Source organism: Duganella margarita, from assembly GCF_009857535.1.
Lineage (GTDB): Bacteria > Pseudomonadota > Gammaproteobacteria > Burkholderiales > Burkholderiaceae_D > Rugamonas > Rugamonas margarita.
This window is the reverse complement of sequence record NZ_WWCS01000010.1, coordinates 25,648-46,595: the sequence shown is the minus strand read 5'-3', so window position 1 is coordinate 46,595 and position 20,948 is coordinate 25,648. Positions and strand designations below refer to the sequence as shown.

General features: G+C 64.2%; 21 protein-coding genes. 12 read left to right on the top strand and 9 right to left on the bottom strand.

Going from position 1 to position 20,948, the window contains the following annotated elements; all coding sequences use genetic code 11:
* Positions 1-15 precede the first annotated feature (15 nt).
* The gene (locus GTP55_RS16475) at positions 16-1,719 is read right to left on the bottom strand and encodes a methyl-accepting chemotaxis protein (RefSeq protein ID WP_229257967.1); all 1,704 of its coding nucleotides are present in this window, start codon (positions 1,717-1,719) and stop codon (positions 16-18) included.
* Positions 1,720-2,011: 292 nt separating this feature from the next.
* Here GTP55_RS16475 and GTP55_RS16470 point away from each other — a divergent pair, with 292 nt between their 5' ends.
* Genes GTP55_RS16470 through GTP55_RS16460 form a run of 3 tightly spaced genes read left to right on the top strand, consistent with a single transcriptional unit; the run spans position 2,012 to position 4,799 of the window.
* Complete coding sequence (locus GTP55_RS16470) at positions 2,012-2,797, top strand: DNA/RNA non-specific endonuclease (RefSeq protein ID WP_161045960.1); 786 nt, start codon at positions 2,012-2,014, stop codon at positions 2,795-2,797.
* Positions 2,797-3,045 carry a hypothetical protein gene (locus GTP55_RS16465; RefSeq protein WP_161045959.1) on the top strand — a complete coding sequence of 83 codons (249 nt, stop codon included), beginning with the start codon at positions 2,797-2,799 and terminating at the stop codon, positions 3,043-3,045. The genes GTP55_RS16470 and GTP55_RS16465 overlap by 1 nt, the downstream gene beginning before the upstream one ends.
* A gap of 41 nt (positions 3,046-3,086) precedes the next feature.
* Positions 3,087-4,799, top strand: a complete 1,713-nt coding sequence (locus GTP55_RS16460; protein ID WP_161045958.1) for a DUF4214 domain-containing protein — start codon at positions 3,087-3,089, stop codon at positions 4,797-4,799.
* Here the strand turns inward: GTP55_RS16460 and GTP55_RS16455 are convergent.
* Together GTP55_RS16455 and GTP55_RS16450 are read right to left on the bottom strand one after the other, a co-directional pair.
* Positions 4,781-5,785, bottom strand: a complete 1,005-nt coding sequence (locus GTP55_RS16455) for a sensor domain-containing diguanylate cyclase (RefSeq protein WP_229257966.1) — start codon at positions 5,783-5,785, stop codon at positions 4,781-4,783. The genes GTP55_RS16460 and GTP55_RS16455 overlap by 19 nt on opposite strands.
* Before the next feature lie 18 nt (positions 5,786-5,803).
* Entirely contained in the window at positions 5,804-6,583 is a 780-nt protein-coding gene (locus GTP55_RS16450; RefSeq protein ID WP_161045957.1) for a sensor histidine kinase, read from the bottom strand.
* Between the two features lie 142 nt (positions 6,584-6,725).
* On the opposite strand from GTP55_RS16450, the gene queE reads away from it, so the two are divergent.
* From queE to GTP55_RS16405, 9 genes are all read left to right on the top strand, one after another.
* Complete coding sequence (gene queE / locus GTP55_RS16445; RefSeq protein ID WP_161045956.1) at positions 6,726-7,361, top strand: 7-carboxy-7-deazaguanine synthase; 636 nt, start codon at positions 6,726-6,728, stop codon at positions 7,359-7,361.
* 3 nt (positions 7,362-7,364) lie between these two features.
* Positions 7,365-7,814: a 6-carboxytetrahydropterin synthase QueD gene (gene queD, locus GTP55_RS16440; protein ID WP_110847917.1), complete on the top strand. Its 450-nt coding sequence runs from the start codon at positions 7,365-7,367 to the stop codon at positions 7,812-7,814.
* The gene (gene tadA, locus GTP55_RS16435) at positions 7,804-8,289 is read left to right on the top strand and encodes a tRNA adenosine(34) deaminase TadA (RefSeq protein ID WP_161045955.1); all 486 of its coding nucleotides are present in this window, start codon (positions 7,804-7,806) and stop codon (positions 8,287-8,289) included. The genes queD and tadA overlap by 11 nt, the downstream gene beginning before the upstream one ends.
* A gap of 41 nt (positions 8,290-8,330) precedes the next feature.
* Positions 8,331-9,272: an alpha/beta fold hydrolase gene (locus tag GTP55_RS16430; protein ID WP_161045954.1), complete on the top strand. Its 942-nt coding sequence runs from the start codon at positions 8,331-8,333 to the stop codon at positions 9,270-9,272.
* A gap of 10 nt (positions 9,273-9,282) precedes the next feature.
* Positions 9,283-10,203: an LD-carboxypeptidase gene (locus tag GTP55_RS16425; protein ID WP_161045953.1), complete on the top strand. Its 921-nt coding sequence runs from the start codon at positions 9,283-9,285 to the stop codon at positions 10,201-10,203.
* 105 nt (positions 10,204-10,308) lie between these two features.
* Positions 10,309-11,910, top strand: coding sequence for an ABC-F family ATPase (locus GTP55_RS16420; RefSeq protein ID WP_161045952.1), 1,602 nt, complete (start codon positions 10,309-10,311; stop codon positions 11,908-11,910).
* A gap of 6 nt (positions 11,911-11,916) precedes the next feature.
* Positions 11,917-13,071 carry a quinolinate synthase NadA gene (gene nadA, locus GTP55_RS16415; RefSeq protein ID WP_161045951.1) on the top strand — a complete coding sequence of 385 codons (1,155 nt, stop codon included), beginning with the start codon at positions 11,917-11,919 and terminating at the stop codon, positions 13,069-13,071.
* Positions 13,071-13,937, top strand: coding sequence for a carboxylating nicotinate-nucleotide diphosphorylase (nadC, locus tag GTP55_RS16410; RefSeq protein WP_161046087.1), 867 nt, complete (start codon positions 13,071-13,073; stop codon positions 13,935-13,937). The genes nadA and nadC overlap by 1 nt, the downstream gene beginning before the upstream one ends.
* Positions 13,938-13,989: 52 nt before the next feature.
* Positions 13,990-14,769 carry a substrate-binding periplasmic protein gene (locus tag GTP55_RS16405; RefSeq protein WP_229257965.1) on the top strand — a complete coding sequence of 260 codons (780 nt, stop codon included), beginning with the start codon at positions 13,990-13,992 and terminating at the stop codon, positions 14,767-14,769.
* Here GTP55_RS16405 and GTP55_RS16400 read toward each other — a convergent pair.
* From GTP55_RS16400 to nadB, 6 genes are all read right to left on the bottom strand, one after another.
* On the bottom strand, positions 14,756-15,334 hold the full coding sequence (locus tag GTP55_RS16400; protein WP_161045949.1) for a GGDEF domain-containing protein: 579 nt from the start codon (positions 15,332-15,334) through the stop codon (positions 14,756-14,758). The genes GTP55_RS16405 and GTP55_RS16400 overlap by 14 nt on opposite strands.
* Positions 15,331-15,714: a response regulator transcription factor gene (locus GTP55_RS16395; RefSeq protein ID WP_161045948.1), complete on the bottom strand. Its 384-nt coding sequence runs from the start codon at positions 15,712-15,714 to the stop codon at positions 15,331-15,333. The genes GTP55_RS16400 and GTP55_RS16395 overlap by 4 nt, the downstream gene beginning before the upstream one ends.
* Positions 15,715-15,780: 66 nt before the next feature.
* The gene (locus GTP55_RS16390; RefSeq protein ID WP_161045947.1) at positions 15,781-16,398 is read right to left on the bottom strand and encodes a response regulator transcription factor; all 618 of its coding nucleotides are present in this window, start codon (positions 16,396-16,398) and stop codon (positions 15,781-15,783) included.
* Positions 16,395-18,542: a sensor histidine kinase gene (locus GTP55_RS16385; RefSeq protein WP_371868367.1), complete on the bottom strand. Its 2,148-nt coding sequence runs from the start codon at positions 18,540-18,542 to the stop codon at positions 16,395-16,397. The genes GTP55_RS16390 and GTP55_RS16385 overlap by 4 nt, the downstream gene beginning before the upstream one ends.
* Before the next feature lie 183 nt (positions 18,543-18,725).
* Complete coding sequence (locus GTP55_RS16380) at positions 18,726-19,259, bottom strand: GNAT family N-acetyltransferase (protein ID WP_161045945.1); 534 nt, start codon at positions 19,257-19,259, stop codon at positions 18,726-18,728.
* Positions 19,256-20,866, bottom strand: coding sequence for an L-aspartate oxidase (gene nadB / locus GTP55_RS16375; RefSeq protein WP_161045944.1), 1,611 nt, complete (start codon positions 20,864-20,866; stop codon positions 19,256-19,258). The genes GTP55_RS16380 and nadB overlap by 4 nt, the downstream gene beginning before the upstream one ends.
* Positions 20,867-20,948 lie beyond the last annotated feature (82 nt).

Here is a 20,948-nt window from a genome sequence, read left to right as displayed (position 1 = left end):
TCGGCGTGCCGTTCTTTACAAGGAATGCGGATTATGCTGCGGGCGATTTTGTGGGATGACGACGGGGTGCTGGTCGACACCGGCAGCTGTTTTACGAGGCGAACCGGGATCTGTTTCGTCCCTTCGGGCTGGAACTGAGCGCGCGCTGGGTGCCGGCAGGGCGCTGCGGCGACCGACGCCATCGAGCTTGAAAACGCTGACCGCGTCTACCAGGTGCGTGGCCTGTTCCTGCATGGTCACGGCGGCAGCGGAAGCCTGTTCGACCAGCGCGGCGTTCTGCTGCGTTGACTGGTCCATCTCAGTGATGGCGCCGTTGATGTGCTCAATGCCGGACAGCTGCTCCTGCGTGGCGAAGGCGATTTCGCCCATGATATCGGTTACGCGGCGCACGCTGGCGACGATTTCCGCCATCGTGGCGCCGGCCTGGTCCACCAGGCGCGCGCCGGCATCGACCTTGTCGACCGAGTCGCCGATCAGTTCCTTGATTTCCTTGGCGGCGGCAGCCGAGCGTTGCGCGAGATTCCGCACTTCGGTCGCCACCACGGCAAAGCCGCGGCCCTGTTCGCCGGCGCGCGCCGCTTCCACTGCTGCGTTCAGCGCCAGGATGTTGGTCTGGAAGGCGATGCCGTCGATGACGGCGATGATGTCGACGATCTTGCGCGACGAGGCGTTGATCGAGGCCATGGTGTCGACCACCTGCGCCACCACCGCGCCGCCTTTGCCCGCGATGTCGGAGGCCGACATGGCCAGCTGGTTGGCCTGGCTAGCGTTGTTGGCGTTCTGCTTGACGGTGGAGGTCAGCTCTTCCATCGATGAAGCGGTCTCTTCCAGCGAGCCAGCCTGACGCTCGGTGCGTTCCGACAGGTCCAGATTGCCTGCGGCGATTTCGGCTGACGCGGTGCCGATCGAATCGGTGCCTTTGCGTACTTCGGAGACGATGGCAATCAGGCTGCTGTTCATGTCCTTCAGCGCGGCCGACAGCTGGCCGACTTCATCGCGGCTGCGGATCTGGATGTCGGAACTGAGGTCGCCGTCGGCCACCGTGCGCGCCACCCGCACCGCGTATCCGATCGGCCGCACGATGCTGCGCGTGACGTACCAGCCGCAGAACAGACCCAGGCCGGCGCCGGCCACGCCCAGGGCGATCATCAGCGCGCTGGCACTGGCGGCGGTGTGCTCGGCGTCCGCGCCGGCGTCGCGCATCAGTTGCACCTGGTACGCGATCAGCTTGTCCAGCGCGCCGATGTAGGCGTTTTGCGCCGGCCGCACTTTCTGCAGCAGCAGCGAAGTGGCGGTTTCTTTGTCGCCGGCCTTGATGGCGCTGACCATCTGGTCGCGCAGCGGCGAGTAGACGGCGCGGGTGTCGTTCAGTTCCTTGAACATGGCCAGCGCCTGTGGCTGGTGCAGGATGCCGCCCAGCTGGTCGAGCAGGGCGCCGATTTCCTTGCTGCGCTGGCCGATGGCAGCATATTCGGCACCGGCCTCGTTGGCGTCGGTCAGCAACAGGTCGCGCAGGCTGCGCGCCTGTTGCGAGACGTGGTCCTTGACCTCGCCGAGCAGGCCGATTTTCATGTAGCGATCCTGAATGGTCAGGCTGATGGCGTCGCTGGTGGCGCGTAAGCCCAGCGCGCCGACCACCACCACCACCGCCATCAGCAGGGTGGTCAGGGAGAAGGCAATCGTCAGCCGGTGACCAATCTTCAGATTAGTGATATTCATGATTTGTTTTATTGTTAGTTGCCAGTGAGAATGTAAAGTGTAGCCTGACAACCCATGGCAACAAAGTAATATTTCTTAATAGAATGAATATATTTTTGACCTACGCAACAGCTTGCGGCACCGGGGGAGTTCGAAGTATAATTAACACCAGTGTTGCTGCATTTGAAATATCAAAACATTGCCTTGGTAGGGCTGGATGTTTGAGAGGGCCGGCGTTCGATTGAACGCCGGCCCTTTTTGTTTCCCGGGGGCTCGGCTAGAATGCGGCCAACTTTTTTACCCTTGGAAATCTATGCATCTGATACAGCGTTCCGTGGCCGCCGCCACGCTGGTGTGCGGCCTGCTGGCGGCCGGACTGGCCGCGGCCGGTAACTGTCCCGCGTTCTACGTCGACGGCCGCCTGCCGGAAATTCGCAACAGTAAAATGGCGGCCGCCACGACCGAACTGTGCTACGGCGTATTCGGCGTGATGCACAGTGGCGTGACGCGGACGCCGCTGTGGTCGGCGGAACACCTGACGGCGGAAAACGTCGATGCCGCCAAGACCTTGTCGCGCGAAAATTCCTTCCATCCTGAATCACGGCTGCCGGCCTCGGCCCGCGCCGAGTTGTCCGATTACGCCCGTAGCGGCTACGACCGCGGCCACATGGCGCCGAACGGCGATATGCCGGACCGCGCCACCCAGCACGAGAGCTTTACGCTGGCCAACATGGTGCCGCAGGATAGCGAGGTCAACCGCCATATCTGGGCCGGCATTGAGGGCGTGGTGCGCAAGATGGCGCAGAAGGAGGGCGATCTGTATGTGGTGACCGGCCCGGCTTTCATTGGCGGCAATCTGCAGAAAGTCGGCAATGTGCTGGTGCCGACGCATTTGTATAAACTGGTGTACAGCCCGCGCCAGCGCGCCGGCGCCGCGTTCTTTATCGAAAATCACGCCGACGCCCAATATGAGCTGCTGAGCATCGCCCAGCTGGAAGACAAGATCGGCATCAATCTGTTGCCATCGCTGACGCCGGCGCAAAAAACCGTGATGCTGCGCGTGGCCAATGTGCGTCAACGCAAGACGGGGAGTAAATAATGAAGAAATTCGTACCGTATCAAAACGAGTCGGACGTGCTGAACATCGGCGGCCTGTGCATCGAGAATCGCCTGGATCGCATCGCCATTCATGGCGATATCGACCTTACCGCAGACCAGGCCGGCCTGGCCGACGCCCGCGCGCTGCAGCAGTTGCTGGCCGATGTGGTGGCGAAGCTTGAGGCGCAGCAATTGCCGGACAAATTGCCGCCGCCGGTCACCACCATCGTCGCCAATCCCTTCGAATGATGCTATTCTGCAAGTAATGTGTAACTGCCTGAGATAGCGTAATGAGTCTGACAACCGGAATTAATGCGATTGATTCGCTGGTCTATAGTAGCTGGAACACCACGGCGGGCCAGCCGGTGTCGTTAACCTATAGCTTTCTGACGAGCGTGCCGGACGGCGCCACCATGGAAGACGCCAACGGTTTCGCGCCGATGGATGCGGTGCAGCAGCAGGGCGTGCGCCAGGCGCTTTCCACCTGGGCGGCGGTAGCCAACATTGCGTTCCAGGAAGTGTCGGCCGGCGGCGATATCGAGCTCGGCACCAATGACCAGGGGCAGTCCAGCAGCGGCTATGCCTACCTGCCGGACGGCCGCAACTACAATACGTCGTTGTACACCAACAACCAGGACCGCTACAATTTCAATTTTGCCGACGGCGATTTCGGCATGTCGGTGCTGATCCATGAGATTGGCCACACGCTAGGCCTCAAGCATCCGGGCAACTACAATTCGACCGGCGGCGAGATCGACGGTCCGTTCCTGCCGGCCGCCACCGACAATATCGATTATTCCCAGATGTCGTATAACGTCGGCGCCGGCTTCAAGCTGAATGGCAATTACGGCATCACGCCGATGCTGTACGACATCCAGGCCATGCAATATTTGTATGGCGCCAACATGAGCTACCACACCGGCGCCGACACGTACAGCTTCAGCAAGGACGCCGCGCTGCAATGCATCTGGGATGCGGGCGGCGCCGATACCTTCGATTTTTCCGCCTGCACCGGCGCCACGCTGATCAACCTGAATGCCGGCACCTTCAGCTCGACGGCGCCGGGCTACTACAATATCTCGATCGCCTATAACGTCACCATCGAGCGGGCGATTGCCGGCAGCGGCGGCTCGACCATCTACGCCAATGCGGCCGGCAATGTGATTATCGGCGGCGCCGGCAACGATGTGATTTACGAAGGCGCCGGCAACGACCAGATCGCCGGCAACGGCGGCAGCGATACGGTGGTATTCAGCAAGTCGCTGGCGTCCTATTCACTGTTCGGCACGCTCGGCGCGCTGAACGTCAGCGGCGACGGCGTCGACACCTTGCAAGGCATTTCCCGCTTGCAGTTCAGCGACACCAGCATTCAGTTGTCCAACTACAGTTCGTTGTTGGTCGGCACGGGTACCAACGATGTGCTGACGGCCGGCGGCGGCAACCAGCTGGTGGTCGGCGGCAGCGGCCTGGACACGCTGCAGCTGACCGGCGGCAGCGCCAACTATTCGCTGTCTGCCAGCGGTTCGACGGTGACCTTGACCGATACCCGCGCCAACGGCGCCACCGATCTGCTGACCGGCGTTGAGCGCCTGGCGTTTGCCGACGGCGGCCTGGCGCTGGACACGGCCGGCACGGCCGGCAGCATCTACCGGCTTTACGTTGCCGCCCTTAACCGCGCGCCGGACGACGCCGGCATGGGCTTCTGGCTTTACCATATTGATCACGGGACGCCGCTGGAGGCGATTGCCAACGGTTTTGCCTACAGCGCCGAATTCTTGCGTACCTACGGCGCCGATGCCAGCGACGCCACCTTTGTCACGCTGCTCTACAATAACGTACTGCACCGCGCGCCGGAAGCCTCCGGCCTGCAGTTCTGGACCGATGCAATGGCCAACCATGTGACGCGCGCGCAGGTGCTGCTGGGATTCTCGGAGTCGGCCGAGGGGATTGCATTGATCGGCCAGAACATGCCGGTGGCGATTGCCTACTCGTCGTATGCCTGATCGGCCCCCGGCAGGCTGATGCGGTTGCGGCCCATGTGCTTGGCGCGGTATAGCGCCGAGTCGGCCGTGGCCACCAGCTGGCTCGGATCGGTCTCGATCGATGCGAGCGCGGTCGCCGCGCCGATGCTGACCGTCACCACATGCTGCTGGCTGCCCAGATTGGGCAGGCGCAGCTGCTCGACCCGGCAGCGGATGCGCTCGGCCACGATGGCCGCGCCCTTGAGCGACTGGTTGGGCAGGATCACGGCGAACTCCTCGCCGCCGTAGCGCGCCACCAGGTCGTTGGCGCGCATCTCGCTCGACACCGCGCTGGCGATGCGTTGCAGGCACTCGTCGCCGCCCAGGTGGCCGTAGGCGTCGTTGTACTGTTTGAAGTTGTCGACGTCGACCATCAGCAGCGACAGCGGCTGCTGGTTGCGCAGCGCGCGTTGCCATTCGGCGGTCAGGGTATCGTCGAAGCAGCGCCGGTTGGCCAGGCCCGTCAGGCCGTCGCGCGTGGCCAGTTGTTCCAGCGCCACCTGCGCGCGCTTTTCGTCGGTGACGTCGCGCAGCGTTTCCACCACCGCCACCAGTTTGCCGTCGGCGTCGAAGATCGGGCTGGCGTCGGCCGCCAGGTAGCGGCGCCGGCCGATGCGCGGCATGTCGCACCAGTTTTCCGCGCACAGATTGTGATCGGTGTCATTGCAGCGTCCATGTTGCCGGTACAGCCGGTGCAGCTCGGCGCTGCGGCCCTGGATCACCAGGTCGGCCAGCGTCGGCCGCTGCTCGCCGTAGAAGCTGCGCCAGTGGTCGGCGGTGCCCAGCACTTCCCACGCCGCCACGCCAGTGAGCCGCTCGCAGGCGCGGTTCCAGATGATGACCTTGCCGTGGATGTCGAGCACGAAGGTGGGGATCACCAGCAGTTCCATCAGCTTGAGCGCGAAGCCGTGCTGCTGGTCGGCCTGTGAAAACTCCATCAGGTGCTGGATTTTTTGTGTTCCGGTCATAACGCGCCTTGGTGGTTTTTATGCAAGAGGGAAGGACATGGTCAGCGCCGTTCCCGCGCCGGGTTCGCTGGCGATGTCAAAGCGGCCGCCGGCTTCGGCCACGCGCTGGGCGATGCCGCGCAGGCCGTGGCTGCGGCGGCCGGCGCCGAGGATCGCCTTGGGCTGCGGCAGGCCGACGCCGTTGTCGCGCACGGTCAGGCTCAGGCTGTGTTCCTGGCGGCGCAGGCGCACGCACACTTCCGACGCCTGGGCGTGGCGCACGATGTTGCTCAGCGATTCTTGCAGCACGCGGTAGACGACGTTGTCCATGCCGTGCCCGGCGCGGCCGGCAAAGGCGTCCGGCGCGGCCTCGAGCCGGCAGCGGATGCCGCTCAGGCGGGCGAACTGGTCGATCTGCTGCTGGACCGCGCCTTCCAGGCCGGATTCCAGCGCCTCGGCCGGCAAGTCGTCGACAATCGCGCGCATGGCCCGCGTGGCGTGCTGGACACGCTGCGCCAGGCGGTCCAGCGGCGCCTGCAGGGCCGGATATTGGCGCGCCAGCGCGGCGGTGTCCAGGCCGAGCGCCAGCAGTTGCTGGCCGAGATCATCATGCAGGTCGCGGGCGATGCGGCGGCGTTCGGCGTCGCGCAGCGACTGCTGGCTGGCGCCCAGGCGCGCCACCTGGCGGCGCGCTTCCTTCAGTGCCCGCAGCGTATGGAGGCGCTGTCGCCACCACAGCCACAAGCAGGTGGCACAAGCCAGCACGCAGACACTGGCGCAGATGACGTCGATTTCCAGCAGGGGCGGCGCATGTCTCATGGTGTATCTTTCCAGAGTGGACCCACATATGACCTTAGTCCCCTTGCCGGCTGGAAGCTTTGTGAAATGTCAAGATCTGGGCATGCTTTCCGGAAATCTGTGGCGTGGGATATAATTGAGGGTTGTCCTATCAGGAATTATCGTGACTTACAGCATCAAAGAGATTTTCTACACGTTGCAGGGTGAGGGCGCCCACGCCGGCCGTCCGGCGGTGTTCTGCCGCTTTTCCGGCTGCAACCTGTGGACCGGCCGCGAAAGCGACCGCGCCAGCGCCATTTGCCAGTTCTGCGATACCGATTTTGTCGGTACCGACGGCGAAGGCGGCGGCAAATTCAAGTCGCCTGAGGAACTGGCCGCGACCATCAATGCGCTGTGGCCGGAAACTTATACCGCCAGCAAGTATGTGGTGTTCACTGGCGGCGAGCCGCTGCTGCAACTGGATAAGCCGCTGATCGACGCCATGCACGCGGTCGGCTTTACCATCGCGATTGAAACCAATGGCACGCTGCCGGTGCCGGACGGCGTCGACTGGATCTGCGTCAGCCCCAAAATGGGCTCGGAACTGGTGGTCAAAAAAGGCAGCGAAATCAAGGTCGTGATCCCGCAGACCAATCAGGATTTGTCGGCCTACGAGCAACTGGACTTCGAGAATTTCTTCGTGCAGGCCATGGATGGCCCGCTGGCCGAGTTCAATACCAAACTCGCGATCGAGACCTGCAAGCGCAACCCGAAATGGAAGCTGAGCTTGCAAACCCATAAACTTTTACAGATACCCTAATCAATGCTGACCATCACCCGCAAGCTGGAATTTGACGCCGGCCACCGTATTCCCGACCACAAGAGCCAGTGCCGCAACCTGCACGGTCACCGCTACACGCTGGAAATCACGCTGACCGGCGCTGTCATCGACGTTGAAGGCAGTTCCGACAACGGCATGATCATGGATTTCTCCGACATCAAGTCGCTGGCCAAGGAACACCTGGTCGATGTCTGGGATCACGCCTTCATCGTCTACGAGAAGGACAACGCGGTGCGCGAGTTCCTGGCGTCGCTGCCGGACCACAAGACCGTGGTGATCGACCGCATTCCGACCGTGGAAAACCTGGCGCGCGTGGCGTTCGACATCCTCAAGGCGGCCTACAAGGACCGCTACGGCACCGGCCTGCACCTGCACAAGCTGGTGCTGCACGAAACCCCTAATTGCTGGGCCGAGATCACCGATGGTGTCTGATACGGCCTTCATGCAGCTGGCGCTGGAACAGGCGCAGCAAGCGTGGGACCTCGGCGAGGTGCCGGTAGGCGCCGTCGTCGTCAAGGACGGCGAGGTGATCGCGGTCGGTTGCAATCAGCCGATCGGCAAGCACGATCCGACCGCGCACGCGGAAATCGTCGCCTTGCGCGCCGCCGCCGAAAAGCTGGGGAACTACCGGCTTCCCGGCTGTGAGTTGTATGTCACGCTGGAGCCATGCGTGATGTGTTCCGGCGCAATGATGCATGCGCGGCTCGCAAAAGTGGTGTTTGGCGCCAGCGATCCCAAGACCGGCGCCTGCGGCTCGGTGCTCAACCTGTTTCAGCAGGAGCAGCTGAATCACCACACCGACATCGTCGGCGGCGTCATGGCCGAGGAGTGCGGCGCCATGCTGAAGAAATTCTTTGCCGCCCGTCGCGCGGCAGCCACCGCTGCCAGGCGCGCCACGGCAGAATAAAAATGGTATGCTGAATCCCGGGTGTTATCTGGGAGATGGTCTTGGCTACCGCACAAGTAAACGGCATCACGATTGCCTACGAAACCAGCGGAAGTCCGCTCGATCCGCCGGTGCTGCTGATCATGGGCCTGGGCATGCAGCTGATCGCCTGGCCGGAGGATCTGGTCGACGGCCTGGTGGAGCAGGGCTACTACGTGATCCGCTTCGACAACCGCGACATCGGTCTGTCCACCAAATTCCACCAGCATAAAAAGCCCAACCTGGTGTGGGCGTATCTGAAATCCCTGTTTGGCCTGAAGCAGACCAGCGGCTACACGCTGCACGACATGGCCGACGATGCGGCCGGCCTGCTCGATGCGCTGGGCATCGCGCAGGCGCACGTGGTCGGCGTGTCCATGGGCGGCATGATCGCCCAGATCTTCGCGGCGCGTTTTGGCGCGCGCACGCTCAGCCTCACTTCCATCATGTCCAGCAGCGGCAGGCGCGGCTTGCCTGGCCCGACGGCGGCGGCGCGCAACGCCATGATGCGGTCGGCCGACCCGTCCGACCGCAAGGCGGTGGTGGAACGGGTGGTCAACGTCTACCGGGTGATCGGCAGTCCATCCTTTCCCACGCCTGAGCGGGTGATGCGCGCCAATATCGAACGCGCGATGGATCGTGGTGCCAATCCGGACGGCGTGGCGCGCCAGCTGGTGGCAATTGTCGCTTCGGGCGACCGCACGCCGCTATTGCGCAAGATACGCTGTCCTTCGCTGGTGATCCACGGCGCGGCCGATCCGCTGGTGCCGGTGGCCTGCGGCGTGGACACCGCGCAGGCCATACCCGGAGCACGGTTGGAGGTAATAGAGGGCATGGGTCACGACCTGCCGGCGCAGCTGATCGAACGCCTGCTAGCCTTGCTCGACCATCATCTGCGCGGTAATATGGCGCCGGAACTTCCTCCGCTGACGCCGCATCGTGCCGGCAGCGGCACCCATCACTGACAGAGACATTTTGAGTACATCCAAAATCGGTATCGCGATTGCCGCACCGAGCGGCCGTCCGCCGGACAACGACGCCTTGCAGCGTGGCGTGCAGCGTCTGGAACAGCAGGGCTTCCTGGTCCATAACTACTACGACGACGACAAACAATTCCAGCGCTTTGGCGGCACCGACGAGTGGCGCCTGGCGCAACTGAACGCCGCCGCCGCCGATCCGGCGGTGCAGATTGTGATGGCAGTGCGCGGCTCGTATGGCATGTCGCGCCTGCTGCCGATGATCGACTTTGGCAAGATGGCCGACAGCGGCAAGCTGTTCGTCGGCTACAGCGATTTCACCGCCTTCCAGATGCCGCTGTTCAGGCAGACCGGCCGCACCAGCTTCGGCGGGCCGATGATGTGCGACGACTTCACCCGCGACGAGCCGGTGGCCTATACCATCAAGCAGTTCTGGGACTGCCTGCGCGGGCCGGTACACGCGGTGCGCGGCGTCGTGGCAGAGGGCGGTTCGGATAATCCGGTGGTGGATGTCAGCGGCAAGCTGTGGGGCGGCAACCTGGCGATGATGGTCAGCCTGCTCGGCACGCCGTATTTCCAGGCGCTGGCGGGTGGAATCTGCTTCATTGAGGACATCAGCGAGCACCCATACCGGGTGGAGCGCATGGTGCTGCAACTGTTCTACGCCGGCGCGCTGGATGACCAGCAGGCACTGGTGCTGGGCGATTTCTCCGGATACAAGCTGAACGCGATGGACAACGGCTACGACTTCGAAGCCATGCTGGCCTACCTGCGCGCCACGCTGCCGATCCCGGTCCTGACCGGGTTGCCATTCGGCCACATCAAGGAACGCGCCACGCTGCCGTACGGCGGCAAGGCACACTTGACTTCGACCACGCGCAGCCTGGAACTGGCGATCAGCGATTACTTGACCTTGTAGCATCGCGTAAGTGCTTGTTTTATATGGGGTAACACGCGATCCGCCTCGATTGCTGTATAATTTCGTCTTTCCGCTCTACCTAAATCTGCAAGGTCCAAATCCACAATGCTTAGCACAGCAAATATCACGATGCAATTCGGCGCCAAGCCGCTGTTTGAAAACATCTCCGTCAAGTTCGGCGATGGCAACCGTTATGGCCTGATCGGCGCCAACGGCTGCGGCAAATCCACGTTCATGAAAATCCTCGGCGGCGATCTGGAACCGTCGGGCGGCAACGTGATGCTGGATCTGAACGAGCGTCTCGGCAAGCTGCGTCAGGACCAGTTTGCATTCGAAGACATGCGCGTGCTGGACGTGGTGATGATGGGCCACACCGAGATGTGGGCCGCGATCTCCGAACGCGATGCGATCTACGCCAATCCGGACGCTACTGACGACGACTACATGAAAGCCGCCGAACTGGAAGGCAAAGTCTCGGAATACGACGGCTACACCGCCGAGTCGCGCGCCGGCGAACTGCTGCTGGGCGTTGGCATCAGCATCGACCAGCACCAGGGCCTGATGAGCGCCGTGTCGCCAGGCTGGAAGCTGCGCGTGCTGCTGGCGCAGGCGCTGTTCTCGAACCCGGACATCCTGCTGCTCGACGAACCAACCAATAACCTGGACATCAACACCATCCGCTGGCTGGAAGATGTGCTCAACGAGCGCAACTCCACCATGATCATCATTTCCCACGATCGCCACTTCCTGAACCAGGTGTGCACCCACGTGGCGGATATGGATTATGGCACGCTGAAGATCTACCCAGGCAATTACGACGACTACATGCTGGCGTCGACGCAAGCGCGCAACCAGCAGCTGGCCAACAACGCCAAGGCGAAAGAGAAAGTCGCCGAGCTGCAGGACTTCGTGCGCCGCTTCTCGGCCAACAAGTCCAAGGCCCGCCAGGCGACGTCGCGCGCCAAGATGATCGACAAGATCAAGGTCGAGGACATCAAGCCGTCGTCGCGCGCCTATCCGTTCGTGCGCTTCGAAGGCGAGAAGAAGCTGCACCGCCTGGCCGTGGAAACCGAAGGCCTGAGCAAGAAATACGACCGCACGCTGTTCAACAACTTCAGCATCATGGTTGAAGCGGGCGAACGCATCGCCATCATCGGCGCCAACGGCGCGGGTAAAACCACCATGCTGCGCTGCATCGGCGGCGACGACATCGCCGGCCTGCATGCCGATCACGGCACGGTCAAGTGGGCGGAAAACGCCAACGTCGGCTACATGCCGCAAGACCCGACCGAAGACTTCGCGACCGACATCACGCTGACCGACTGGATGGGCAAGTGGACCAAGGAAGGCGACGACGACCAGGCCGTGCGCTCGATCCTGGGCCGTCTGCTGTTCGGCGGCGACGAGGTGAAGAAGTCGGTGCGCGTGCTGTCCGGTGGTGAGAAAGGCCGCATGATGTACGGCAAGCTGATGCTGGGCCGTCACAATGTGCTGCTGCTGGACGAGCCGACCAACCACATGGACATGGAATCGATCGAGTCGCTGAACATCGCGCTGGACAAATACGCCGGCACGCTGATCTTCGTCTCGCACGACCGTGAATTCGTGTCGTCGCTGGCGACCCGCATCATCGAAATCAAAGAAAACGAAGTGGTCGACTTCCGTGGCGGCTACGAAGAATATCTGACCAGCCAAGGTATCGACTAAACCATCATGCAAGCCATCGAGATCAAACCCGTCGAGTACGAGCATCCACAAGACGGCGCCAGCTGCGTAGCCCATGCCTGGGCGCGCACGCCAGCGACTCCCAGCGCCGAACAGCGCGTGGAGCTCAAAGAACGCATCAAGCGCCTGCTGAAGGAAAAGCAGGCGGTGTTGGTGTCGCACTATTATGTGGACGCCGACCTGCAGGATCTGGCCGAGGAAACCGGCGGCTGCGTCTCCGATTCGCTGGAGATGGCGCGCTTCGGCCGCGATCATCCGGCCAGGACGCTGGTGGTGGCGGGCGTGCGCTTCATGGGCGAAACGGCCAAGATCCTCAGCCCGGAAAAGCGCATCCTGATGCCGGACCTGGACGCGACCTGTTCGCTGGACCTGGGCTGCCCGGCCGACGAATTTGCCGCTTACTGCGACGCCCATCCGGACCGCACGGTGGTGGTGTATGCCAACACCAGCGCCGCCGTCAAGGCGCGCGCCGACTGGATGGTGACGTCGTCGATCGGCCTGGATATCGTTAAGCACCTGCACGAGCAGGGCAAGAAGATCCTGTGGGCGCCGGACAAGCATCTGGGTTCCTACATCCAGAAGCAGACCGGCGCCGACATGCTGCTGTGGCAGGGCTCCTGCCTGGTGCACGATGAATTCAAGGGCGTGGAACTGGAACTGCTGAAGGCTCAGTACCCGCAGGCGAAGATCCTGGTCCATCCGGAATCGCCGGCCAATGTGGTGGCGCTGGCCGATGTCGTCGGCTCGACCACGCAGATCATCAACGCTGCGGTGGAATCGGACGCCGACACCTTCATCGTCGCCACCGACAACGGCATTCTGCACAAGATGCGTGCCGCCGCACCGGGCAAGCGTTTCATCGAAGCGCCGACCGCCGGCAACAGCGCCACTTGCAAGAGCTGTGCGCACTGCCCATGGATGGCGATGAACGGCCTGCAAAACCTGGCCGACGTACTCGAAAATATGGATGATCCGGTGGCCAGCGCCGCCAACGAAATCCTCGTCGATGCGGAAATCGGCAAGCAGGCGGTGACCTCGATCACGCGCATGCTGGACTTCGCTGCCGCCAAGAAGGCCAAGGTGCAGCCAGGTCCGGATCTGGCGCAAGAAGCAAAACTGTTTTCGGGAATCGGCCCTGCATGATGAGCACTCTGGTCAACAAGTTCGCGCCGTTCGACGACGCGCTGAAATCCGCATTTGAAAACAATCTGCTGGCGGCCTTGCTGGAAGACGTGGGCAGCGGCGACCTGACTGGCTTGCTGGTCCCGGAAGGCGGCCGCGCCAAGGCGCGAGTGATCGTGCGCGAGGACGCGGTGCTGTGCGGCGCGCCGTGGTTTGAAGGCGTGATGAACTGCATGCAGGCCGGGATTGAAATCGACTGGCAGTACGCCGAAGGCGATTTGATGAAGGCCGACAGCGTGGTCTGCACCATCGAAGGTCCGGCGCGCGCGCTGCTGACGGCGGAACGCGGTGCGCTCAACTTCATGCAGCTGCTGTCCGGCGTGGCCACCGCCACCCGCAAGTATGTGGACGTGATCGCGGGCACCCGCGCCGCAATTCTCGACACCCGCAAGACCTTGCCGGGCCTGCGCCTGGCGCAAAAGTACGCGGTGCGCGTGGGCGGCGGCCAGAATCAGCGTCTGGCGCTGTACGACGGTATCCTGATCAAGGAAAACCACATCGCGGCGGCGGGCGGCATCACCCATGCGGTGCTGGCAGCCAAGGCGCTGGACAAGGGCGTGTCGATCCAGGTGGAAGTCGAATCGCTGGATGAGTTGAAGGAAGCACTGGATGCAGGCGCCGTCTCCATCCTGCTGGATAACTTCGACACCGGCATGATGCGCGAAGCGGTGGTGATCAACGCCGGCCGCGCGCTGCTGGAAGCCTCCGGCGGCATCAACTTCGACACCGTGCGCGCGATTGCCGAAACCGGCGTCGACCGCATCTCGATCGGCAGCCTGACCAAGGATATCCGGGCCACCGATTATTCTTTGCGCATCGTCGGCTAACCCGCGTAGAATCACTCGCAGGATGCCGGATTCTCCGGCAGGGGAGACCCGCTTGCGGAAGGCACGTCGGCTGTTGTTGACTGGCTTGGGCGGCATGGCGCTGGGCGCCGTGTCGCTATCTTCTTTTGCCCGTCCGGCGGCAGCGCATGAGCTGCTGGTGGTGGGAACACGCTTCGAAGGTATTTACGAACGCCGCGACGACGGCGAATTCGCCGGCATGGGTGTGGAGTTGCTGCGCCTGTGCGCCAGGCGGCATGGCTATCGTCTGCGCTTCGAGATCTATCCATGGCGGCGCGCGCAGGAGTTGATCAACAACGGCACGGCCGATGTGTTGGTCGGGCCATACAAATCGGCTGCGCGGCAGCGCACCATGCGTTTCAGCACGCAGCCGTTCTTCCGTGATGAAGTGGCGTTTTATGTCCGCGCCGACCGGATGCCGGTCTGGGAGGGCGATTACGGCCTGCTCCAGGGCCGGCGCATTGTCACGCTCAACGGCTGGACTTACGGCCCCGCCTTCACCAGGGCGCAGGCGCAGCTGACCATCAGCGTGGCCAACTCCGTCGAAAGCGGCTTGAAGATGCTGGCCATCGGCCACGTGGAGATGTTTGCCACCAACCGCCGCGATACCGATCCGGTGGTGACTGCACTGGGGATGCAGGACAAGGTGATGGTGCTGGCGCCGCTGATCGACGTGCAGGATGCCTATTTCGCCTATCCGCTGGCGCCGCGCCTGCGTGACCTGCCGCTGCAAATGGACCGGTTGCTGGCGGAACTGAAAAAGAACGGCGAGCTGCAAAGGCTGGCGCGCCGCTTCGGTGTCACCGCGCCTTGAGCGCCGGCGCCATGGACTCGGCGTAGAAGCAGCAGACATCGCGCCCTTGCTGCTTGGCCTGGCGCAGCGCGATGCTGGCGCACTGGATCAGCGAGGCCTCATCAACGCCGTGTGCCGGACAGCTGGCGATGCCGATGCAGGCGCTCAGCGATAGCGCGCCACCAGGCAGGTCGAACGGGATATCGAGCACGCTGCGGATCTGTGTCGCCATCCGCGCCGCGGCGTGCAAGTCGGTGTGGCCCGGCAGCAGTAGTGCGAACTCATCGCTGCCCAGGCGTCCCAGCGGGGCGCGTGGTGGCGCCAGCCGCTGCAGCCGCTGGGCGAACTGGCGCAGTATGGCGTCACCGGCCGCGTGGCCGAGGCTGTTGTTAAGGGCGGTGAATCCATCAAGGTCGATCAGCATCAGCGTGCTGGCGCGCGGCCAGAATGCCACCAGTTGCTGTGCCAGCGTGCGCGCAAAAGGGGTGCGGGTCGGCAAAGTGGTGACATTGTCGTAGCTGGCGACGGCGCTGGCCTTGGCGAGGGGCAGGTTGACTGCGGGGCGTGAGCAGATTGCGAGGTTCATGGCAGGCTCCAGGAAGGGCAGACGGTGCCGATGGCGGTCAGCAGTTGCAGATCGTTCATCGGTTTATGCAGGTACGCCAGCGGCCGGTATTGCTGGGCGCGGGCATATTCTTCCGGCGTGTGGTGGCCGGTCATGATGATGACGCCGGTGCCGGGCGCCTCCCGGGCCAGCAGCGCCAGCAGGTCGAGGCCGGAGCGGCCCGGCATGTGCACGTCCAGCAGGGCGCAGCACGGGGCGCCGTCCGCCAGCGCGGCCAGGAAGCTGTCGGCGCCGTCGAAGGCGCGGGCCGGAATGCCGGCCGAGCGAAGCAAACGCAGCAGGGCGCGACGGATGCTGTCTTCGTCGTCTACCACCGCCACCCAGGGAAGTTTAGTGTCCATGGCTACACGATAGCGCCCCCGGCGCCGGACCGATATTGGACCATGGGCCAATGCCCGGCGGCGGCCTTACGGCGGGGCGCCGGCGCGCAGGCGGTCGACCAGCCGCACCAGCGCGGTGACCGAACGCACTTGCATTTTCGTCATGACGCGGGCGCGGTGCACCTTGACCGTCTTTTCCACCGTGCCGAGGGCGGCGGCGATTTGCTTGTTGAGCAGGCCCTCGATGACCAGGTTCATCACTTCCTCCTCGCGCGGCGTCAGGCTGTGCAGGCGCGCCGCCAGGTCGGCGCGTTCGGTGTGATCGGCGCGCAGCGCGCGGTTGCGCGCCAGCGCCTGCTCGATGGCGGCGATCAGGCGGGCGTCGTCGACCGGCTTGGTGAGGAAGTCGGCGGCGCCCAGCTTCATGGCCTGGATGCCGCTGTCGAGGTTGCCGTGACCGGTGAGGAAGATCACCGGCAGCAGGCTGGCGCGCTGCGCCAGCGCCTGCTGCAGCGCCAGTCCGCTCATGGCCGGCATCGACATGTCGAGCACCAGGCAGCCTTCGGCGCCGGCGTTGCCGCTGTCGAGAAAGGCCTGCGCGGTGTGGTAGGCCTGCACCGTGTAGCCGGCCGCCGTCAGCAGCCGGGTGAGGGCTTTCAGCACGGCCGGCTGGTCGTCGACCAGGAACACGCGCGGCGCGTTCATGCGATCGCGGCTGTGGCCAGCGGCAGGCGCAGGTGGACGCTGGCGCCGCCGCCGGGGTTGTTTTCGGCCCACAGCTGGCCGTGGTGGGCGGCCACGATGTTGCGGCAAATCGACAGGCCCAGTCCCATGCCGCGCTCCTTGGTGGTGTAGAACGGTTCGAAGATATGGGCCAGGGCGGCGGCCGGGATGCCGGCGCCGTGGTCGATGACGCTCAGCTGCACCGCGGCGGCGCCGGCCGGCGCGCTGCGCACCACGATCACCGCTTCGTCCGGCGCGGCGCCGGCCATGGCGTCGCAGGCGTTCATCAGCAGGTTGATCAGCACCTGCTGCAGCTGCACCGCGTCGGCGCTGGCGACCGCGTGCGGGGCCGTCAGCTCGGTGCGCACGGCGATGCCGTGGTTGATCAGGTCGTTGCGCAGCAGGCGGATCACGTCGCGCGTGAGGAAGTTCAGGTCGACCGGGGCGCGCGGCGTCTCGCCCTTGTCGAACAGACGCCGCAGGCGCTGGATGACCTCGCCGGCGCGGCGGTCTTCGTCAATGATGTCGCGCAGGATCTCGTCGACTTCGGCCAGGTCCGGTGGTTGCCGTTCGAGGAAGCGGCGCGCCGCCTGGGCGTTGCTGAGGATGGCCGTCAGCGGCTGGTTGAGTTCGTGCGCGAGGGCGCCGGACAGTTCGCCCAGCACCGCCACGCGCGACAGGTGGGTCACCTCTTTTTGCCGCTGCAGCGCGTCGAGCTCGGCCTGCTTGCGGGCGGTGATATCGAGCGAGACGCCGCGCACCAGCGCCGGCCGGCCGGCGGCGTCGGTTTCCACGCTGCCGTGCGAGCCGATCCAGCGCTGCGCGCCGTCGGGCAAGGTGATGCGGTATTCCATCTCGTAGCGCGGCACGCCGAGTTCGGCGTTGTCGAGCGTGCGCTGGACGGCGGCGCGATCGTCCGCGTGCACCCGCGCCAGCAGGTCGGCCAGCCCGACCGGCTGCCCGGCGGCGAAGCCGAACAGCGCGCGCCACTGGTCGGAGAGCCAGATCTCCTGCCGTTTGAGGTCGCGAATCCAGATGCCGAGATGGGCGGCGTCGGCCGCCAGCAGCAGCCGCTGTTCGCTTTCCTGCGAGGCGGCGCGCGCCTCGCGCACGCTGGCGGCGGCGTTGCGCAGCGCCTGGCCCAGTTCAATCGCCTCCTTGAATTGCAGCGGCGGGATGGCCGGCGCCTGGCCGTGGCCGATCGCCAGCGCCGGCGGAATCAGCAGCTGGACCGAGCGCGTGATGCGGCCGGCCACCAGCCAGGCCAGCGCCAGGCCGGCCGCCAGCGCCGCCAGCGTGGCGCCGATCAGCCACGCCGTGTTGGCGCGCAGGCCGGCGGTCAGCTCGCGCTGTGGGATGCCGAGGAAGACGGTCCAGCCGCTGACCGGCGCGCGGCTGAAGACGACGAAAACCTCGATACCGTCCAGGGTGGTGGTGTTGAAGCCGCCTTCGGATGCAGTGGCCGCATGCCGCAATTGCTCGTCGCTGAGGCGCTGGCCGACATACTTCTCCATCTCGTGAGAACGGGTGACCACGCGGCCGCTGGCGTCCAGCACGCTGGCGCGCCAGCTGGGCGGCAGTTGCTGCTCGACCAGCACATGGGCCAGCTGCGCCGGGGTGGCGGTGGCGTTGAGCGTCATGACGACGCGGCCGTCGCGCCACACCGGCACGCCGACGGTGTAGATCAATTGCTGGTTGAGCGGTCCCTTGAACAGGTCCGAGACGCCCGGCTTGCCGCTGGCCAGGATGCGCCGCAGCAGCGGCGCGCTGTTCAGCGTGGGCAGCGGCTCACCGTAGGGACGGCGGGTACTCATCAGCATCTTGCCGGTCGGATCGAGCACCAGGATGCTGTCGGCATGCAGGCTGCCGAGCACGGTGACGGCGCGCGAATGAAAGCCTTGCAGATCGCCCGCCAGCAACATGCGCGAAGTGGCCAGGGCGCCCAGCGCGGTGGTGGCGGTGCCGAAGTCGTGGTCGACTGCGGTGGCGGCAGCGCGCGCGCGGCCGATGGTGTTGCTGATCAGCTGGGTGCGCTCCTTGTGATAGAAGCTGAGGATGAGGATGGCTGTGACGCCGGACACTGGCAGGATGCAAGCGATGACGAGGACCGCAAGACTGGCTTTCACGCTGGGGGGATGCTTCAAATTCCGCAACAAAGAGAGAGTCATGAGAGCGCGACTGCCGGCGACGGCAACCATGGCGGGCGACGATTTATTGTAACCAACATCGGTTAGCAACAAGACGTCGATCGACCAAAAAGCGCTGAAAAACTCGCGGCAGGCCACACCGTCCGGCGCGGCCCAGGCCGCTCAGATCAGCTTGCGCATGCGGGCCAGCGGCACCCGGACGTCGCCCGGCAAGCTGATCTCGATCGGTTCGATGATCTCGAAGCCGCAGGCCTGGTACAGCGGCACGCCCGGCATGGTGGCGGCCAGCTCCAGGGTGCTGAAGCCACCGGCTGCGGCGGCATCGGTGCAGTGCTGCAGCAGCATGCGGCCCAGGCCTTGGCGCGCCGCCGATGGATCGACAAAGAAGGCGCGGATGCGCGCCGCTTCGGTGGCCGGATCCAGCAGGGGATCGGCGCCTTGCTTGGTGCGGTCGGCGCCGAACAGCGTGCTGCGCTTGCTCCAGCCACCGCATGCCGCCAGCTGGCCACCCTTTTCGATGACGAAATAGGTTTGATCCGCCACCAGTTGCGTGTCGACGCCAAACACATAACGCGTAACGGCTTGCGCCTGCGCGGCCGTGTAAAACCCGGCGCTCAGTTCGATGCCGGAACGGGCAATCAGCGCCTCCATGGCCGGAATGTCGGCCGGGGTGGCGTGGCGGACCAGGATCGTCATTTGCGGCGCGGCGGCGTCAGGATCGACGGCAACGCTTTCGCCAACGTCTCCGGATAGTCGCGGCTGAAGTGCAGGCCGCGGCTTTCGCGGCGCAGCAGGGCGCTGTTGACGATCAGGCTGGCCACTTCGACCAGGTTGCGCAGCTCCAGCAGGTCATGCGTCACGCGGAAATTCTGGTAGTACTCGTCGATTTCTTCCTTCAGCAGCGCGATGCGGTGCTGCGCGCGTTCCAGGCGCTTGCTGGTGCGGACGATGCCGACGTAATTCCACATGAAGCGGCGCAGTTCATCCCAGTTATGCGAGATGACCACTTCCTCATCGGCGTCGCCAACGCGGCTTTCATCCCAATCCGGCAGATACGGTACTTCGCCTTTTTCCTTGGCCGTGATGTCCATCGCGCAGGCGCGGCCGATCACCACGCATTCCAGCAGCGAGTTGCTGGCCAGGCGGTTGGCGCCGTGCAGGCCGGTGCAGGCGGTTTCACCGACCGCGTACAGGCCGGGCAGGTCGGTGCGGCCGTGCATGTCGGTGACCACGCCGCCGCAGGTGTAGTGCGCGGCCGGCACCACCGGAATCGGTTGTTTGGTGATGTCGATGCCCAGTTCCATGCAGCGCGCGTAGATGGTCGGGAAGTGCTCGATCAGGAATTCGGCCGGCTTGTGGCTGATGTCCAGATGGACGTAATCGAGGCCGCGCTTCTTGATCTCGAAGTCGATGGCGCGCGCCACCACGTCGCGCGGCGCCAGTTCGGCGCGCTCGTCGTGGGCCAGCATGAAGCGCTGGCCGGCAGCGGCGCCGGCTTCCGGCGGCAATTTCAGCAAGCCGCCTTCGCCGCGGATCGCTTCGGTAATCAGGAAGGACTTGGCGTATGGGTGATACAGGCAGGTCGGGTGGAACTGGATGAATTCCATGTTCGACACGCGGCAGCCGGCGCGCCAGGCCATGGCGATGCCGTCGCCGCTGGCGGTGTCCGGATTGGTGGTGTACAGGTACACTTTGCCGGCGCCACCGGTACACATCACCGTGTGTTCTGCCGCAAAGGTGTGCACCTGACCGGTGCGCTCGTCCTGCACGTACAGGCCGTAGCACTTGGGCTGTGAACCTTTCTTGTTGGCGTCGACCTTGTCGGAGGTGATCAGGTCAATTGCGCAATGGTGCTCGAACAGCGTGATGTTCGGATGGGCGCGGACTTTTTCTTCCAGCGTGGTCTGCACCGCGTTGCCGGTGGCGTCGGCGGCGTGGATGATGCGGCGCTGGCTGTGGCCGCCTTCGCGGGTCAGGTGAAAGCCCATTTCCGCCGATTCGTCGCGGGTGAACGGCACGCCCTGGTCGATCAGCCATTCGATCGCTTCGCGGCCGTGTTCGACGATGTAGCGCGTGGCGCCCTCGTCGCACAGGCCGCCGCCGGCGATCAGGGTGTCGTCGATGTGCTGGGTGTGGCTGTCGCCGGAGTCCAGTACGGCGGCAATGCCGCCCTGGGCCCAGTTGCTGGCGCCGTCCCGCAGGGCACGTTTGGAAATAATGGCTACAGTCCGTGTTTCGGCCAGGTGCAGGGCGACCGACAGGCCTGCCAATCCGCTACCGACAATGGCAACATCAAATTTCATGGTTACATTATTACGTGAAGGTAAATGAACCATGACTATAGACTATTTGTCATAGGAGCGTCACAAAAGCCCTTTTTGATGA

Excerpts from the sequence above, each read along its gene's own strand:
- GTP55_RS16380 (WP_161045945.1), bottom strand. The coding sequence starts at position 19,259 with ATGACGATCCTGGTCCGCCACGCCACCCCGGCCGACATTCCGGCCATG.
- GTP55_RS16395 (WP_161045948.1), bottom strand. The coding sequence starts at position 15,714 with ATGGACACTAAACTTCCCTGGGTGGCGGTGGTAGACGACGAAGACAGC.
- GTP55_RS16475 (WP_229257967.1), bottom strand. The coding sequence starts at position 1,719 with ATGAATATCACTAATCTGAAGATTGGTCACCGGCTGACGATTGCCTTC.
- queD (WP_110847917.1), top strand. The coding sequence starts at position 7,365 with ATGCTGACCATCACCCGCAAGCTGGAATTTGACGCCGGCCACCGTATT.
- nadC (WP_161046087.1), top strand. The coding sequence starts at position 13,071 with ATGAGCACTCTGGTCAACAAGTTCGCGCCGTTCGACGACGCGCTGAAA.
- GTP55_RS16450 (WP_161045957.1), bottom strand. The coding sequence starts at position 6,583 with ATGAGACATGCGCCGCCCCTGCTGGAAATCGACGTCATCTGCGCCAGT.
- nadB (WP_161045944.1), bottom strand. The coding sequence starts at position 20,866 with ATGAAATTTGATGTTGCCATTGTCGGTAGCGGATTGGCAGGCCTGTCG.
- GTP55_RS16390 (WP_161045947.1), bottom strand. The coding sequence starts at position 16,398 with ATGAACGCGCCGCGCGTGTTCCTGGTCGACGACCAGCCGGCCGTGCTG.
- GTP55_RS16400 (WP_161045949.1), bottom strand. The coding sequence starts at position 15,334 with ATGAACCTCGCAATCTGCTCACGCCCCGCAGTCAACCTGCCCCTCGCC.
- GTP55_RS16420 (WP_161045952.1), top strand. The coding sequence starts at position 10,309 with ATGCTTAGCACAGCAAATATCACGATGCAATTCGGCGCCAAGCCGCTG.
- GTP55_RS16455 (WP_229257966.1), bottom strand. The coding sequence starts at position 5,785 with ATGACCGGAACACAAAAAATCCAGCACCTGATGGAGTTTTCACAGGCC.
- GTP55_RS16465 (WP_161045959.1), top strand. The coding sequence starts at position 2,797 with ATGAAGAAATTCGTACCGTATCAAAACGAGTCGGACGTGCTGAACATC.
- GTP55_RS16470 (WP_161045960.1), top strand. The coding sequence starts at position 2,012 with ATGCATCTGATACAGCGTTCCGTGGCCGCCGCCACGCTGGTGTGCGGC.
- nadA (WP_161045951.1), top strand. The coding sequence starts at position 11,917 with ATGCAAGCCATCGAGATCAAACCCGTCGAGTACGAGCATCCACAAGAC.
- GTP55_RS16460 (WP_161045958.1), top strand. The coding sequence starts at position 3,087 with ATGAGTCTGACAACCGGAATTAATGCGATTGATTCGCTGGTCTATAGT.
- tadA (WP_161045955.1), top strand. The coding sequence starts at position 7,804 with ATGGTGTCTGATACGGCCTTCATGCAGCTGGCGCTGGAACAGGCGCAG.